The 16,092-nt window shown below is 41.5% G+C and carries 21 protein-coding genes; 14 read left to right on the forward strand and 7 right to left on the reverse strand.

The annotated features are described in order from the left end of the window. Window positions 1-167: 167 nt before the first annotated feature. Window positions 168-1,022, forward strand: a complete 855-nt coding sequence (locus tag EKQ44_RS00225) for a CvfB family protein (RefSeq protein ID WP_237662519.1) — start codon at window positions 168-170, stop codon at window positions 1,020-1,022. Window positions 1,023-1,113: 91 nt separating this feature from the next. On the opposite strand, the gene EKQ44_RS00230 is transcribed toward EKQ44_RS00225, so the two are convergent. Both EKQ44_RS00230 and EKQ44_RS00235 read right to left on the reverse strand, forming a co-directional pair. Continuing rightward, window positions 1,114-1,245: a DUF3941 domain-containing protein gene (locus EKQ44_RS00230; protein ID WP_082852400.1), complete on the reverse strand. Its 132-nt coding sequence runs from the start codon at window positions 1,243-1,245 to the stop codon at window positions 1,114-1,116. Between the two features lie 64 nt (window positions 1,246-1,309). Beyond that, on the reverse strand, window positions 1,310-2,173 hold the full coding sequence (locus EKQ44_RS00235) for a DegV family protein (RefSeq protein WP_237661522.1): 864 nt from the start codon (window positions 2,171-2,173) through the stop codon (window positions 1,310-1,312). A 214-nt stretch (window positions 2,174-2,387) separates the two neighbouring features. Between EKQ44_RS00235 and EKQ44_RS00240 the strand changes: the two genes are divergently transcribed. After that, the gene (locus EKQ44_RS00240) at window positions 2,388-3,233 is read left to right on the forward strand and encodes a YitT family protein (protein WP_237661523.1); all 846 of its coding nucleotides are present in this window, start codon (window positions 2,388-2,390) and stop codon (window positions 3,231-3,233) included. Between the two features lie 146 nt (window positions 3,234-3,379). Here EKQ44_RS00240 and EKQ44_RS00245 read toward each other — a convergent pair whose 3' ends face one another. From EKQ44_RS00245 to EKQ44_RS00255, 3 genes are all read right to left on the reverse strand, one after another. Next, on the reverse strand, window positions 3,380-3,616 hold the full coding sequence (locus EKQ44_RS00245; protein ID WP_237661524.1) for a DUF3813 domain-containing protein: 237 nt from the start codon (window positions 3,614-3,616) through the stop codon (window positions 3,380-3,382). Window positions 3,617-3,618: 2 nt separating this feature from the next. Next, the gene (locus EKQ44_RS00250; RefSeq protein ID WP_010192046.1) at window positions 3,619-3,771 is read right to left on the reverse strand and encodes a hypothetical protein; all 153 of its coding nucleotides are present in this window, start codon (window positions 3,769-3,771) and stop codon (window positions 3,619-3,621) included. 91 nt (window positions 3,772-3,862) lie between these two features. After that, window positions 3,863-4,669, reverse strand: a complete 807-nt coding sequence (locus EKQ44_RS00255; protein ID WP_331254644.1) for a Cof-type HAD-IIB family hydrolase — start codon at window positions 4,667-4,669, stop codon at window positions 3,863-3,865. A 144-nt stretch (window positions 4,670-4,813) separates the two neighbouring features. Between EKQ44_RS00255 and EKQ44_RS00260 the strand changes: the two genes are divergently transcribed. The 5 genes from EKQ44_RS00260 (at window position 4,814) to clpB (ending at window position 9,494) form a co-directional block, all read left to right on the forward strand. After that, window positions 4,814-5,626: an alpha/beta fold hydrolase gene (locus tag EKQ44_RS00260; RefSeq protein WP_237661526.1), complete on the forward strand. Its 813-nt coding sequence runs from the start codon at window positions 4,814-4,816 to the stop codon at window positions 5,624-5,626. Then, on the forward strand, window positions 5,601-5,915 hold the full coding sequence (locus EKQ44_RS00265; protein ID WP_237662520.1) for a metal-sulfur cluster assembly factor: 315 nt from the start codon (window positions 5,601-5,603) through the stop codon (window positions 5,913-5,915). The genes EKQ44_RS00260 and EKQ44_RS00265 overlap by 26 nt, the downstream gene beginning before the upstream one ends. A gap of 33 nt (window positions 5,916-5,948) precedes the next feature. Next, a complete protein-coding gene (locus EKQ44_RS00270) occupies window positions 5,949-6,287 on the forward strand; it encodes a DsrE family protein (RefSeq protein ID WP_237661527.1) in 339 nt (112 codons plus the stop codon). A gap of 139 nt (window positions 6,288-6,426) precedes the next feature. Further along, the gene (locus EKQ44_RS00275; RefSeq protein ID WP_047971104.1) at window positions 6,427-6,606 is read left to right on the forward strand and encodes a YjzC family protein; all 180 of its coding nucleotides are present in this window, start codon (window positions 6,427-6,429) and stop codon (window positions 6,604-6,606) included. Between the two features lie 296 nt (window positions 6,607-6,902). Next, window positions 6,903-9,494: an ATP-dependent chaperone ClpB gene (gene clpB / locus EKQ44_RS00280; protein ID WP_237661528.1), complete on the forward strand. Its 2,592-nt coding sequence runs from the start codon at window positions 6,903-6,905 to the stop codon at window positions 9,492-9,494. A gap of 60 nt (window positions 9,495-9,554) precedes the next feature. On the opposite strand, the gene EKQ44_RS00285 is transcribed toward clpB, so the two are convergent. Beyond that, window positions 9,555-9,737, reverse strand: a complete 183-nt coding sequence (locus EKQ44_RS00285) for a YjzD family protein (protein ID WP_237661529.1) — start codon at window positions 9,735-9,737, stop codon at window positions 9,555-9,557. A gap of 114 nt (window positions 9,738-9,851) precedes the next feature. On the opposite strand from EKQ44_RS00285, the gene EKQ44_RS00290 reads away from it, so the two are divergent. The 5 genes from EKQ44_RS00290 to EKQ44_RS00310 all read left to right on the forward strand — a co-directional run bounded on the left by EKQ44_RS00290 (window position 9,852) and on the right by EKQ44_RS00310 (window position 13,059). Beyond that, the gene (locus EKQ44_RS00290; RefSeq protein WP_237661530.1) at window positions 9,852-9,989 is read left to right on the forward strand and encodes a hypothetical protein; all 138 of its coding nucleotides are present in this window, start codon (window positions 9,852-9,854) and stop codon (window positions 9,987-9,989) included. 171 nt (window positions 9,990-10,160) lie between these two features. Next, on the forward strand, window positions 10,161-10,901 hold the full coding sequence (locus EKQ44_RS00295) for an alpha/beta fold hydrolase (protein WP_237661531.1): 741 nt from the start codon (window positions 10,161-10,163) through the stop codon (window positions 10,899-10,901). Between the two features lie 94 nt (window positions 10,902-10,995). Next, window positions 10,996-11,760 (forward strand): hypothetical protein, encoded by a 765-nt coding sequence (locus EKQ44_RS00300; RefSeq protein ID WP_237661532.1) that lies wholly within the window; start codon window positions 10,996-10,998, stop codon window positions 11,758-11,760. Between the two features lie 141 nt (window positions 11,761-11,901). Beyond that, complete coding sequence (locus tag EKQ44_RS00305; RefSeq protein ID WP_237661533.1) at window positions 11,902-12,855, forward strand: BMP family ABC transporter substrate-binding protein; 954 nt, start codon at window positions 11,902-11,904, stop codon at window positions 12,853-12,855. A gap of 15 nt (window positions 12,856-12,870) precedes the next feature. Then, window positions 12,871-13,059, forward strand: coding sequence for a ComZ family protein (locus tag EKQ44_RS00310; protein WP_237661534.1), 189 nt, complete (start codon window positions 12,871-12,873; stop codon window positions 13,057-13,059). Window positions 13,060-13,240: 181 nt separating this feature from the next. On the opposite strand, the gene EKQ44_RS00315 is transcribed toward EKQ44_RS00310, so the two are convergent. Further along, the gene (locus EKQ44_RS00315; protein ID WP_237661535.1) at window positions 13,241-13,483 is read right to left on the reverse strand and encodes a hypothetical protein; all 243 of its coding nucleotides are present in this window, start codon (window positions 13,481-13,483) and stop codon (window positions 13,241-13,243) included. A gap of 223 nt (window positions 13,484-13,706) precedes the next feature. On the opposite strand from EKQ44_RS00315, the gene EKQ44_RS00320 reads away from it, so the two are divergent. Beyond that, window positions 13,707-14,639 (forward strand): beta-ketoacyl-ACP synthase III, encoded by a 933-nt coding sequence (locus EKQ44_RS00320; RefSeq protein WP_237661536.1) that lies wholly within the window; start codon window positions 13,707-13,709, stop codon window positions 14,637-14,639. A 48-nt stretch (window positions 14,640-14,687) separates the two neighbouring features. After that, window positions 14,688-15,926 carry a beta-ketoacyl-ACP synthase II gene (fabF, locus tag EKQ44_RS00325; RefSeq protein ID WP_237662521.1) on the forward strand — a complete coding sequence of 413 codons (1,239 nt, stop codon included), beginning with the start codon at window positions 14,688-14,690 and terminating at the stop codon, window positions 15,924-15,926. Window positions 15,927-16,092 lie beyond the last annotated feature (166 nt).

The following is a 16,092-nucleotide window of genomic DNA, read 5'->3' on the forward strand; positions in this document are numbered from 1 at the left end:
CTTGAGCCTCCTCGGGCTACGCCCTGCGGGGTCTCAATGATGGTCGCTACTCTCCCGCTGGAGTCTTCGCCTATTGCTCCAATCAACAGCTAGGTTGCTGTAAAAATCAACAGTATTCTTTAAACAAACCATATAATAATGCGTAAAAAGGAAGGTACATAATAATGATGGAAACAGGTACGGTATTGGAATTGACGGTCGATCGAGAGACACCGCTTGGATATATGTTAACAGATGGGGAAGAGACCATACTTCTTCACAAAAATGAAGCGACAAGGGAATTAGGGGAAGATGAAACGGTAGAGGTATTCTTATATTCGGACCAAAAGAGTCGCATCACTGCAACGATGACTATTCCAAAGGGTCTTAATGGGCATGAGTGGATGGAAGTGGTGGAAGTGTTGCCAGGGCTTGGTGCATTCATCAATATTGGGATTGCTAAGGATGCCCTCATTCCTGCAGATGATCTTCCTGTATTTGAGAAAATATGGCCCCAAGTTGGCGACCACCTCCTTTGCCGTGTGAAAACGGATCGCCGTGGTAAACTGATAGGAAAGCTTGCTACGCAGGATGTGATGCTTGACCGCTCCATTAAAGCACCATCCAATATCTTAAATCAAAACATTCAAGGGACCATCTACCGTCTTTTAAAGGTAGGTAGCTATATGATTTCAAATGAGGGTTATGTAGGCTTCATCCATAACTCCGAACGCAAGGAAGAACCAAGATTGGGCCAGGTGGTAGAAGGAAGAGTCATTGATGTGAAGGACGACGGAACAATCAATGTATCATTGTTGCCACGCAAACAGGAAGCCATGGATGATGATGCACAAGTGATTATGGATTACTTGGAGCTTAGAGGCGGAGCGATGCCCTACAGCGATAAAAGTGCACCCGAAGATATCAAGGACCAATTCAATATCAGCAAAGCCGCTTTTAAACGTGCGATAGGTAAGTTGTTGAAACAGGGCTTGATTAGGCAGTCTGAGGGCTGGACGTATAAGAAGGAAGAAGAGAATTAAATTGGATATGGGAGCAGTTCACTTAGTGGACTGCTTTTTTACTACAAAAGAAAGCCGCTTCCTAAAAGAAGCGACTCCTATATTTATTATCCTACAAATGGTCCGTCTTCTTCGAATACTGACGCTCACCTTTTTGTTCATTCTTTTCACGTTGCATGTTTTTTTCATGACGTTTAGCATTGTTATCTTTCGCTTTTTTATCGTTATCGCTTGTATGTGGCATAGAAAAACCTACCCCTTTCTGAGATGGATAGGAATAGGTTGTCCTTTCATAATAAAGTTATGAGTTACGCTTTTTTCCCGTTTAGGAAGAATAAGGCGATGGTTCCTGGGCCAGCATGGGCACCGACAGCAGAACCGATAGAGGTGATGGTGAAGTCTTTACAATCACAAGCCTCCATAATCATTTCCTTTAATGCCTGTGCGGTTGCCAGGTCGTCTCCATGACTTATCCCGATCCGTTGTGCTTCGCTATTAAAACCATTACGTTCCCGCATGACTTCCACCATCCTGCGCAAGACTTTCTTTCGGCCCCGGATTTTCTCCAAAGGAATCAATTTTCCATCTTCCATATGAAGTAAAGGTTTGATATTCAATAATCCCCCTACAAATGCAGAGGCTTTGCTTACCCGGCCGCCACGTGCCAAGTAATCCAGGTTGTCCACAGTGAACACATGCTCCATATGGGTGATGTCGTACTCAATGGAAGCTAATAGATCTTCTTTTGATCTTCCACCATTAGCCAGCTCGGCAGCTTTCTTGACTACAAGACCATACCCAAGCGATGCACACTTGGAATCGATGATAGTCAAGTCAAGTTCAGGGTACTCCTCCATTACTTCTTTTTGCATAAGAACCGCTGTTTGATATGTACCTGATAATTCGGAAGAAAAAGCTACGTACACGGCGGTTTCCTGTTTCTTTGCCACTTGAGTGAAAAGCTCTTTCATAAACACTGGCGAGGCTTGTGATGTTTTGACCACTTGGCCTTCTCGCATGGCATCATACACTTTGGATGAATCAATGGTGACCATATCCTCATATTCGGTTTCACCGAACAGTACTTTCAGAGGAATAAGGTCCACCTTTTCGTTTGTGAAAAACTCTTTCGGTAAGTCGCTGGCACTATCTGCAATAATTCTTATTGTCATAAGGTCACCTTCTTTATTATACTAACAAGCATGGGTTAAGCTATATGTGAAAAACTGACGATAATTCCATTTGAGGAATAATGCTCCTTTTTTCAAGTTTACCTATTAATGAACCACTCTTCAAGAAAAGAAAACAAGTTTATCGTTTCAGAAGGGTAAAAAGAGGAAAAATACATAAAATAAGGCAGTAGGCTGTTAGGAGGTTATAGGCCAAATGGATGTACAACAACATATAAAAAAGGTGCTTATTGTATTAGTGGGAGCATTTTTAAATGCAATTGCAATGAATTTCTTTTTGATTCCGGCGGATGTTTACGCTAGCGGGTTCACTGGTGTTTCCCAGCTGATTTTCCGTATTTCTGAGGATTTTCTACCCTTTACGATATCCACGGGTATTACATTATTGCTCTTGAATATTCCCGTTACGATTTTAGCCTGGAAGAAGGTAGGGCGGTCTTTTACCATTTATAGTTTCTTAAGTGTATTCCTTATGTCGTTCTTCCTGGAAGTTGTACCGATTTACTCATTCAATAATGATATTTTGCTTAACGCCGTATTCGGTGGTGTCATTGCTGCTGTTGGTGTCGGACTGACACTGAAATGGGGGGCGTCCACAGGTGGATTGGATATCATCGCCATGATCTTATCAAGAATGAAAGACAAGCCTGTAGGAACATACTTCTTTGCCTTAAATGCAGTGATCATTGTGACAGCAGGTCTTGTATTTGGTTGGGAAAAAGCGTTATATACCCTTGTGACCCTTTACGCATCCACTCGTGTCATTGACGCGATCCATACTCGTCATGAAAAGCTGACTGCGATGATTGTGACGAAAAAAGGGCAAGCGGTGAAGGAAGCCATTCATGCGAAAATGGTTCGTGGTATTACGTCAGTTCCGGCACGGGGTGCATTTACTGGGGAAGATAAGGAAATGTTGATGATTGTTATCACACGTTATGAGATGTATGATTTGGAGCGGATCTTAAAGGAAGCGGACCCGAATGCGTTTACTAATATTGTTCAAACGGCCGGCATTTTTGGCTTCTTCCGGAAAGATTAATATGGCTCATTTAACTCTTTTTCTTTCCGTGGGGCGGTGGTTGATCCTCCTCACAACTCTTTAGGAGTCAAACCACTTGCAATACTGCAGCCATATTAGGATAATAACAGCGCACAAGCCATGATGGCCTGTGCGCTGTTTACATGTCATCTTTCTTGCTGACTATTGAAAAGTTCTTCCTGCAATTCCCTAAGCTGAACTTTTTCAGCTTCAGTGGAGTTTGCATAAGCGGAGGATAATGCGTTTTTAGCAACACTCATCGAATTCGAATCGACTTCCGATGAATAATCATGTGTGTTGTTATGCTCAGATGCAGAATCATGCTTGCCCTTTACCGCATTCTTGACGGCTTCACGAGCGGATTGGAATAATTGATTTCCCATAATTATATCCCTCCAAGAGAATTGCGTTCTGCTTGATGTGCTTTGCGCTCTTCTGCTTGTTCCATCGTCAAGTGATAAGGGATTTGTTGGTCATGAAGCTGTACAGAATTTTTACCCTGCTGAACAAAACGTTTTGATTTGCTGCTTCTACCCATTATGAAAGCCCCCCTTTTCAAATCGGACAATTACTTGCCCACTATGTAGTCTAAGTAAAAAAGGTCCTTTCTATAAGGGCAAATATTGGTCCTAAAGGTTCAGCTTTTTTTCCAGAAACACGGCAATTCCATCTTCTTCATTGCTTAGCGTGATTTCATTGGCTTTGCCTTTCAGCCCATCGATGGCATTGCCCATGGCAACACCAGTTCCTGCATACTCAATCATTTCATAATCGTTATCCTCGTCCCCAAAAGCAATGATGTTTTCCTGCGGAATATTATAATGCGCGGCCACCCTTTTTAAACCAACGGCTTTATTCATTCCTGTGCGAACAAGCTCAATCACATGCCAAGGTGCAGCCCAACGTCTGTGATCAATCACTTCTGCATGTACTTCGGATAAGTATTTCCTGATTTTTGGCACTTCGTCTTCGCTAGCATGGATAAGAATACATGTTGGATCCTTTTTTAACACTTGTCTAAGATCACCTGTTTCAATCTTTGGGTTGCCAAAGCCGAAGATATCCAATAGCTTTTCATCATGAAAATGAAAATAAACATCGTCCATCACTTCGGCCAAGATATTATGTATTTTGTATTTTTCGCTTACTTCAATAATTTCTTTTACCGTTTCAATGGAAAGTGGCTCATGGTAAACTCCCCAATCATCGTTTCCAGGATAATGCACAAATGCACCGTTAAAGTTCACGATGGGAGAAGTCAGGTTCATTTCTTCATAATACATGATGCTTGCACGGTAAGGTCTTCCGGTTGCGATTACCACTTCATGTCCTTGGTCCATGGCTTTTTGTATAGCCGATTTGTTGCGTCTGGAGATTCTTTTATCATCGGTTAGCAATGTTCCGTCTAAATCTACGGCAATCAGATGTTTTTCCACCATATCATATCTCCTTTTTTCCTTCATAAAAAATATTCCTGTTTCAAGTGTAACCTTTTTCAATTTTGCTTGTCTACATGATAAACTAGACAAGACTAGACTGAATAGGAAAAATGAGGTAAAAATAGGTCAGGGGGAAGTCCAATGATTAATGTTGTCAAACAGAAAGCGGGAGCGGTTTCTTATCTTCATGTCTGTGATGCACAATCCTTTTCAAAAGCGAAACCTACTGTTATCTTTATACATGGGTTTCAAAGTGTGAAGGAGAATAATCTGCACTATGCCTACCTTTTAGCAGAAAAGGGATTTCGGGTAATCCTCCCAGACTGTATTCATCATGGAGATCGGGACAGCGGGCTGAAGAATCACGAAATGATGCAGGCGTTCTGGGAAATTGTCATACAAACTATCCATGAGATAGACATTCTAAAAGAACATCTGATTGAAACAGGTTTAACGAAGGAGACGGATATTGGTATTGCAGGTACCTCCATGGGTGGAATTGTGACCTTCGGTGCATTGAAAAGATATCCGTGGATAAAAGCGGCAGTCAGTTTGATGGGCTGTCCAAATTATCGTGACTTTGCACGTTATAAAGTTGATAAATTCCTTGAAGCTGGATTTGTGTTACCTTTTGATGAAGCCCAGTTAGAATCATACTTTGCAAAGTTAGATCCATATGATTTAGCCAACGATCCAGCCACACTAAAGGAAAGACCCCTGTTATGTTGGCACGGAAAACAGGACAAAGAGGTTCCGATTGATCCGTTACTGACGTTTGTAAAAGTGAATAAAGGTTATTATAAAAGTAAGCCGAATAATATGCAGGTACTCGTAGATGAGCATGCAGATCATAAGGTAAGCAGGGAAGGTGTTTTGGCCACAGTGGATTGGTTTGCCGATTATCTTCAAGAAAGTGAAAAGGAGAGATATCATGCAGGAAGCACTAAAAGATAAAGTGATGGAAATATTAGAGGAAGTGGAGGATCCGGAGCTTGGTGTAGACATAGTAAATCTTGGTCTGGTATATGATGTGGAGATTGATGCATCCAACAATGTGGATATTACGATGACATTGACCTCCATTGGCTGTCCGCTTGCAGGAGAAATTGTCGAGGACGTCAAAAAGAAGCTTGCACCAGTGGAAGAAATCAATGATGTGGACGTAAACATCACGTTCAACCCGCCGTGGAGCAAAGATCGAATGTCCCGCCTTGCAAAGATTGCGTTGAACGTTACAGACTGAAAATACATACAAGAGTGGAAGGGGAGAAAGATCATGAAAAATAAGGTGATACTTGTCAGCTCCAATCAGTTGGGAAGAGGGGATGAAGCGCTGGGAGAGGGTGTCCTAGAAACTTTTTTCACTATTCTAAAGCAACGCGAAGATAAGCCAGAGGCAATCTTCCTGATGAATACAGGGGTGTACACGCTAACGGAAGATTCTCTCGTGTCTGTACACTTGAAAGAGATCCATGAATCAGGAGTACCTGTTTATGCATGTAAAACATGTGTGGATCATTATGAGGTCGAGCAGAGGCTGATAAGCGGCGAAGTAAGTGGCATGGCACATTTTATTGATCTTGCCTCCAAACATGAAGTCCTGACAATTGCTTAATAATGGATAGCCCACCAACCAGTTGATCCGGTCATGAAAATGTCTTCATTGGGAATGATAGTAGGGAGATATTTTTTTCTCAATGCACATACTGTCTGCCTAATTAGAAGTTCATGATCTGACAATAGGAGGGAATCGTATGGGCCAGAATCAACAATTCAGACCGGGGCAAAAAGCGCCTAACAACGGTATCTATTTGGAAATCGGGGAGACTGGCAGTGGCGTCAAACATCCTCAGAAAATCAACCTGAAAGCTGGGGACACATTTCCCGAAACCTCCAATCACAACCGACTGTGGGCGAAGAAGCGCCGTCCGTAATTTATAAGGTCATCCTCTTTATTAGAGGGTGACTTTTTTGGATAGATACTATGCAAATAAACAAGGGAACTTTTGAGATAGAAGGTTCGTAAGTAAAGGTGAACGTATCATCAATCGGACCTGGACCTCTTATTTGCTTGATTGTAACTATCTTAATGAGGATTGTAACTTTTTTCTTCCCGATTGTGACTAATTTTTCGGTTATTTTGACTATTTTCTCCGTTATTGTAACTATATCAAATCTGGATATGTAAAGTGATAAATTCCATTGCCCAAAAGGAGTGAGTGATACCAATATGAACATCAACCAAATGACCACCAAGCTACAGGAGGCCATCGTGTTGGCCAAGAGTCTTGCGGAAAAGATGAATCATCAGCAAATTGAACAGGAGCACCTCTTTCTTGCATTGCTTCAGCAGTATGAAGGACTTACAGAAAGAGTCCTGCAAAAGCTGAAAGTAGATACTCAGGCGCTTCAATTGGATCTTAATGGTCTACTGAAATCAAAGCCTGAAGTAAGTGGCGCCTCAAGTGATGCATATATAAGCAATCAACTAAACCAAACTTTCAAAAAAGCTGATGAATGGAAAAATGAATGGGAGGATGATTTTCTTTCCGTCGAACATATTCTTCTTGCTCTTTTCCATCAAAATAGCATGAGCCATCCATTAAAAAAATTAAGCAATACATACAATCTCCATGAAGCATATCTACAGCAAGCCATACAGGAAATAAGGGGGAACCAAAAAGTGACTTCTAAAGAACCGGAATCTACATACGAAGCGTTAAAGAAATATGGAAGGGCCTTGATTGAAGAGGTGAAAAGCGGAAAGCTTGATCCGGTGATCGGGAGAGATCAGGAAATCCGCAGGGTAATCAGAATCCTATCCAGAAAGACAAAAAACAACCCTGTCCTTATCGGTGAACCAGGTGTCGGAAAAACGGCTATAGTGGAAGGATTGGCGCAGCGTATCGTAAGAAAGGATGTCCCAGATGGACTGAAGGACAAAACAATATTCTCCCTTGACCTAAGCTCGCTGGTGGCAGGTGCCAAATACAGGGGGGAGTTTGAAGAACGACTGAAAGCCGTTCTGAATGAAATCAAAAAAAGCGATGGACAGATCCTGCTTTTCATTGATGAACTTCACACAATTGTGGGTGCCGGTAAGACGGAAGGCTCAATGGATGCAGGGAATATGCTCAAACCGATGCTTGCCCGGGGGGAACTGCATTGTATTGGGGCCACTACTTTAAATGAACACAGAAAATATATTGAAAAAGATCCGGCTTTGGAGCGCCGCTTCCAACAGGTTCTTGTGCAAGAACCGACGGTAGAGGATACTATATCCATTTTAAGAGGACTTAAAGAACGCTTTGAGATCCATCATGGGGTGAACATCCATGACCGTGCCATTGTATCTGCCGCAGTTTTATCCAACCGGTACATTTCGGAACGCTTTTTACCAGATAAGGCAATTGACCTTGTGGACGAAGCATGCGCCATGATCCGAACGGAAATAGATTCGATGCCATCTGAATTGGATGAAGTGACGAGAAGGGTGATGCAGCTGGAAATTGAAGAAGCTGCCATGAAGAAAGAGAAGGACCAAGCAAGCAAGGAAAGACTCATACAGCTCCAAAATGAATTGGCCAATCTTAAAGAACAGGCTTCCGCTATGAAGGCTCAATGGCAGCTGGAGAAAGATGATATCCAGCTAGTCAGAGTGAAACGGGAAGAGTTGGAGAAGTCCAAACGTGATTTGGAAACAGCCGAGAACAATTATGATTTAAACAAAGCCGCAGAACTTAGGCATGGCAAAATACCAAGCCTAGAAAAAGAGCTATTACAATTGGAGGAAAAGGCTAAGCAGAAAAAAGAAACAAACCAGCTTCTACGAGAAGAGGTAACAGAAGAAGAAATTGCCGGCATTGTGGCAAAATGGACAGGCATACCTGTTACAAAGCTTGTGGAAGGGGAAAGAGAAAAGCTATTGAAGCTGGAGGAAATCCTCCATGAAAGGGTAGTAGGGCAGGAGGAAGCAGTCCAACTTGTTTCAGAAGCGGTCATCCGTGCAAGAGCAGGTATCAAGGATCCTAACCGTCCAATCGGTTCTTTCATCTTTCTTGGACCTACAGGAGTCGGGAAAACAGAGCTTGCCAGAGCGCTTGCTCAATCCCTTTTCGATAGTGAGGAGCAGATTATACGGATTGACATGTCCGAATATATGGAGAAACACGCGGTATCAAGGCTGATCGGAGCGCCCCCAGGGTATGTTGGCTACGAAGAAGGGGGACAGCTTACAGAAGCGGTAAGAAGGAAGCCCTATTCCGTCGTCTTGTTGGATGAAGTGGAAAAAGCCCATCCGGAAGTATTCAATATCCTGTTGCAAATGTTGGATGATGGGAGAATAACGGACGCACAAGGAAAGACGGTCGATTTTAAAAACACTGTAATTATCATGACCTCCAATATCGGCTCCCATGTCTTATTGGAAAATACGGAGGATGCCCTTTCGGAAGAAGTGAAAGATAAAGTGTTGCAACAGTTACGGAATCACTTCAGACCGGAACTATTAAATCGCATTGATGATACCGTCATCTTTTCACCATTATCCAAAAATCAAATCGGTCTTATTGTGGAAAAGCTAATCAAGGATTTACAGAAACGTTTGGAAGACAAGCATCTTACGTTACATCTAACAGAAGATGCGAAGATCTTTATTGCTGACAATGCCTATGATCCTGTTTACGGAGCAAGGCCATTGAAGAGGTTTATACAAAAACACATGGAAACCCTTATTGCGAAGGAGATAATCAAAGGGACCATCCAAGATTTTCAAGAAATAATTATTGATGTGAAAGAAGGAAAACTCGTGATCGGTGACTAATAAATAATACGAAGACAAAAAAAGAACTTGTCCCTGGGGAGCAAGTTCTTTTTTCAGATATTAGTGCTTTTCAACGGGATCGTTTGGTAACGCTTCCCCGATCAGCATGACTAATACAGCGAAAACGACCGCAATGATTGAAGCTAATACGTAGTTATATGTATCACCCTGCATGTTAGCAACAACATAAGCAACCATGTTTATAAGAAGAAGTGACCAGAAAATAGTCCAAAATGCGCGCATTGTGACTCCCCCTCCATTTGATTATTTCGAAACTCATTCAGAGGATATTTTACCACAACTAGCACATATAATAAATGTAAATATGTTTAACTTAGTCGAAAAAGGGGTTGTTAAATGATGAATAGTAATGAAAAGCTTCTTGAACTGAAAATGCTACTTGATCAAGAGGTCAGTAATTTGACGGAACTGGGGCAACGGACTTTGGATATGTTAAGAGAAGAGCTTCAATACGATGAAGTGGGAAGGGATTAGATTTGCACCTTCCTTTTTATTATTTGGCTATTTTTAATATAGGTGTCGGATAAATGCATAACAATTATGGAGCATTATCATTAAATGTGGTCTTTTGCACTAATCATCACGAAGCCTATCTACATAGCATAGATTATATGAGTTCGTGAATTGGAGGGTATGGTGAATCGGATGAGCATAAATCAACGATTTTTTCAAATGGGCGGTCAATGGAATGCTGTACATGTACCGGAAAAGCCTAATGGTTTTGGCTGTCTTATCATCGGGGATACCAACCATTTCGTTGATGAACAGAATAGTCTGTGGTTACAGCATATTGGTCGGAACAAAATTGTGGAAGAAATATTGAAATGTGGATATACACTTTTTTATTCTAATCTTTACGGGACGCATTGGGGAAGCAGTAAATCTGTACTGCATGCCAAGCAGCTTTATCATATCATGATGAAACAAGAAATATTGAATGATAAAATTCATATTATTGCGGAAGGTATGGGAGCGCTGACAGCCCTGCAGTTGATGGAAGAGCTAGGGGAACAGATTCGTTCGGTCGCCCTCATCAACCCGTGTATGGACTTGAAAGCCCAACTGGCTCAAGAAAAAGATAGGAAATTCTTTTATAAAAAAATCAGAAATGAGATAGCGAAGGCTTATAATGTACCGATTAATGATTTTGAGGAGTATGAAGGTTTTCCTGAACTCCATCGGTTCCAGCATAATTCGTTGCCGGTGAAAATATGGCAAACCACAACCAATTTCTCCTTTGACCCAAATCTTCATTGTAAAAGGTATGAAGAACTACGCCAACAGCACAAATCCCCAATTGCGGTTACCTATCACCTTGTGGAGAAAAGGTATTCATACGGTCCATCTATATGTCAGTTCTTTAAAAAATATGAACAGAAATTATGAAAAGTCCCATTTCATCTCTCATGGTATAGGGACTATTATTATGTTTCCATGCATAAGGATACAATATCAATGATGATGGATGGAGTGGAAAGTGATGAAAAATGCTGTGGTTGTCGGTGCTACATCTCAAGTTGGTTTTGCCCTTTGCCAAGAGCTCATGAATCATGAAGTGGAAGTAATAGGGTTCGAATGGTCAGAGAAGATGGACGAAAGAGCACATGAAATGCTGATGGGAATCGGACGAAATGCTTTTTTTCATCTTCAACTGGATCAACCTTTAGAGAAAGATGCCGATATTGCATTTTATTTCATTGATAGAATGGAACGATTGGACCAAACCAATCAAGCGACATATTTTTCTATTGCAGAAAAAGCTAAGAAGCTTGTACTTATCTCTTCCTATAAAAACTACAGGAAAAACATCGACTTTTCGAATAAGATAAAAAAGAAACGGAAGGAAGGAACTAATTGCTTGGCCATCTATTTGCCGATGATAGTCGGTCCGTGGCAAGGAGAAGAGGAAGCAGTCCATAGAAGGCTTCAAGAAGAAATGGATGAAAAAGAACATCAACCTATTGCCCTCCAAGATACGGATGTATTATATGTCGAGGACGTTGTCAAAGCCATTTACGAACTCTCAAATACGGATGACCATGAGAAAGTAGTCCGCTTCAAAAACAAAAATCCAAAAGCGCTTAAAGAATTAATGGATCTACTCCATCTGACTTTACTGGCAGATGTAAGTCCTGATGGTGAATGGGATAAGGTGACAGATTACATGGTGCAGCAAAGTTTGACAATGAAAGAAAGTCTTCAAGCACAAAGAAAACAAATGAGGCAAAAACTGAAACTAGATTAAAAGACAATAGAGAATCCCTCTCGTTTCCAAATGGTTTTTACAGAATATTAACTTTTCCTTTGTATTCAAAGCATGTACAATATAAAATGGAGGATAGGAAATATGAGGGATTCCTTTGGGGCACTAGGGGGTGGTACATACATGAAAAAAACAATAATGGCAATAATTCTATTAATGCTTCTTTTATCTGCATGTGGACAAACTACTCCTGACAGTGGAGATCAAAAAGTCGGATTGCTAGTTCCGGATACAGTGAGTGATCAAGTATGGGGAACCAAGGGATATAAGGGCCTTTTGCGCATACAGACCGAATATGACCTTGATGTGTATTACAAAGAAGGAATACATACAGATTCATCTATTAAAAAAGCGGTGGAAGAATTTCATAAGGATGGGGTTACCTTAATTTTTGGCCATGGAAGTGAATATGCTCAGACATTCAACGCTATCTCATCGGATTATCCAAATATACATTTTGTTTGTTTTAATTCAGAAGCTCAAGGTGAAAATGTAACAAGCTTAAACTTTGAGGCCAACGCAATGGGGTTCTTTGGGGGAATGGTCGCAGGTCATATGAGTAAAACCAACAACATTGGGATCATTGCAGCCTTTGAATGGCAGCCGGAAGTGGATGGTTTCTTTGAAGGTGTGCTTCATGAAAACCCGGATGCGAGGGTGTTGATAGACTATACCCAGGATTGGGATGACCCGGATAAGGCCTTGGACATACTAGACAATATGCTTGAGCAGGAAGTGGATGTTGTATACCCCGCTGGCGACGGCTTTAATGTTCCAATCATTAATAGTTTGAAGGAAAAAGGTCTTTATGCCGTGGGATTCGTCTCCGATCAGTCCGACCTTGGGGAAAACACAGTCATAACAAGTACGGTCCAACATATCCCAGCTTTATATGAACTTGTGGCAAGGCGTCATTTTTCAGGCGAACTGGATTCAGGAAATTTATATTTTGACTTCAAAGATGAAGTGATATCTCTTGGTAAATTCAGTCCATTGGTAAGCAAAGAATACCAAGAAAATATCCATAACCAAATTGAAGAATACAAAAATTCCGGTTTATTACCGAACGAAAAATAGAAAGTAGGTTATCAAATGGAACAAGATAGAACCATGCAGTATATGGCAATAGCTATGAAATACTTACCAGAAGCAAAACAGATGCTTGATGAAACAGGATTAGAACTTGAGCCCCAACATATTCAGCCATTGGTCACCCTATTAACCAAAGTGATGGATGAAGCATACGAATTGGGAAAACAGAACGCGTTAGATATAGAGTAAGGGCTTCTTGCCGCTTCCATACAATAAAATGGGCATAGTTTTCATCGTACAGCAGGAAAAAGAGCGCAACATTAAGGAATAAAACGGTGGATTTAGCAATACGTAAAATCATATTTACAAAATAAACTAGAGTAAAGAAAAGACTATCCATGTGATCATTGATCGATGGATAGTCTTTTTGCTATTTCTTAAAATAATCCAATAGCGGGGAGAATTCTTTTAACATTGGCTTTAATTTATTTACTGATTCCATAATGGAATCCACCTGTTCCATAAGGGCATAATAGTCTGTATTAGCTTTTTCTGGCTTGTTCGCTGGGTTTTCCTCTACCATTTCTCTTCTAGGAGGACTACCAAACATCATTCTAGTGAATGGATCCACGTCACGTTCTTCCTTTATAGGTTCTTGTTGTTCTTCACTCATGTATATCACCTCTCCAAGTCAACATTTATCCCCTCCTGAGACTATCATATGCGGGCTGAAAAAAATGGGATGGGCTTTGGTCTAAATAAGGGGGTTCCTTATAAAATAGGCATTTATATATTGTCAAGATGATTAGAATACGTTAAAATTAGTACCAAGTCATAATAATTGATAATAAGTTTTTTTTGATAAAAAGTCCAAAAGAGAGATAGGTGTTATATCTATGAATGCAGGGATACTAGGAATTGGAAGATATGTACCTGAAAAAGTTTTAACCAATGCAGATCTTGAAAAAATGGTCGACACGACAGATGAATGGATAAAAACAAGAACCGGCATAGAAGAAAGAAGAATCGCAACGGATGATGTGGATACTTCGCATATGGCTTATTTTGCCGCAGAAAAGGCTTTGAAGGATGCTGGAATCACGGCAGAAGAACTAGATATGATTATTGTCGCCACAGTAACCCCAGATAACCCCTTTCCTAGCGTTGCCTGCATGATCCAAGAGCGCCTAGGGGCTAAAAAGGCATGTGCTTTTGATATGAGTGCAGCCTGCGCTGGATTTATGTATGGAATTATTACAGCGAAGCAATTTGTAGAGGCAGGCACCTATAAACATGTCTTAGTAGTAGGTGTTGAGAAGCTCTCCAAAATTGTGGACTGGGAAGACCGAAATACAGCTGTTCTGTTTGGTGACGGAGCAGGCGCAACCATTATCGGCCCCGTCTCAGAAGGAAGAGGGATCTTATCTTTCGAGCTCGGAGCAGATGGAACGGGAGCAAAACATCTATACCAAGATGAAACCATTGTGATGAATGGCCGGGAAGTGTTCAAGTTTGCAGTCCGCCAAATGGGAGAATCGGCAGTAAATGTTCTAGAGAAGGCCGGCTTGTCAAAAGAGGATGTAGACTTCCTTATCCCTCATCAGGCTAATATTCGGATCATGGAAGCCGCAAGGGAAAGACTTGGCCTACCTCTGGAGAAGATGTCCATGACCGTTCAGAAATATGGAAACACATCTGCAGCATCCATTCCTATCTCCATTGTCGAGGAATTGGAAAATGGAAAAATACATGACGATGATTTAGTAGTTATGGTAGGATTTGGTGGAGGATTAACATGGGGAGCAATTGCCATCAGATGGGGAAGATAATAAATATTAATTCGGATACAACGGTGGAAGGAGCAGGACAATATGCAAATGCCTAAAAGAAGAGTAGTGGTAACAGGGCTTGGAGCAGTGACTCCAATTGGATTGAATGTAAATGAGGCGTGGGAAAACGCTATTAAAGGAGTTTCGGGTGTAGGGCCATTAACAAGGGTTGATAGCGAAAAATTCCCTGCGAAAGTAGCTGCCGAAATTACAAACTTCAATGCCGAAGACTTTATGGATAAAAAAGAAGCGAGAAGAATGGATCGCTTTACCCAATATGCCATCGCAGCTTCCTTCATGGCTGTAAAAGATGCTAACTTAGAAATCACAGATGAAATTGCCCCTAGAGTGGGAGTTTGGGTAGGTTCTGGAATAGGTGGAATGGAAACCTTTGAACAACAGTATAAAACATTTTTAGAGAAAGGTGCTCGTCGTGTAAGCCCGTTTTTTGTACCAATGATGATTCCTGACATGGCAACTGGTCAAATCAGTATCGCCTTAGGTGCGAAAGGAGTGAACTCCTGTACGGTTACAGCTTGTGCCACGGGAACGAACTCTATTGGAGATGCTTTTAAAGTCATTCAACGCGGAGATGCCGATGTTATGGTCTCTGGAGGTACGGAAGCCCCACTTACGGAAATGTCTTTTGCGGGCTTCAGCTCGGCAAAAGCATTGTCATTAAATCCCGATCCAAAAACAGCAAGCAGACCTTTCGATGCCAACCGTGATGGTTTTGTCATGGGGGAAGGCGCAGGGATTGTCGTTTTGGAAGACCTGGAACATGCATTGGCACGTGGTGCTCGCATCTACGCCGAAATCGTCGGATACGGCGCTACAGGAGATGCTCACCATATTACGGCACCTGCACCAGGTGGGGAAGGTGGAGTGCGTGCGATGAAAATGGCCATTGAAGATGCGGACCTTCAACCTGGCGATATCGATTATATAAACGCACACGGTACAAGCACCGAGTATAACGACAAGTTTGAAACACTTGCAATCAAAGAAGTGCTTGGTACCCATGCAAATAATGTAGCCATTAGTTCCACAAAATCGATGACAGGACACTTGCTGGGAGCAGCAGGAGGCGTGGAGGCGATCTTTACCATTAAGGCAATTGAAAATGGAATCATTCCTCCAACGATCAATCTGGATACACCAGATCCCGAGTGTGATCTTGATTACGTACCGAACGAAGCGAGACACAAAGAGGTCAAAGCTGCGATGAGCAACTCACTAGGCTTTGGCGGCCATAATGCAACAATTGTGTTTAAAAAATACGAATAAGCGGCGTTTTCAAGCAGTAGGGCATGATTAACAGCCCTACTGCTTTTTTTGGTTTGGAATATGACAGAAAGCTTTTAGGAAGTGATAACTAATTATGAAGATCTATCGATTGGCTGAGGACAATCTTGGATGAGAAATCGGAATGAGATTGTCATTATAGGGTTCA

The organism is Sutcliffiella horikoshii, assembly GCF_021991925.1.
Lineage (GTDB): Bacteria > Bacillota > Bacilli > Bacillales > Bacillaceae_I > Sutcliffiella_A > Sutcliffiella_A horikoshii_F.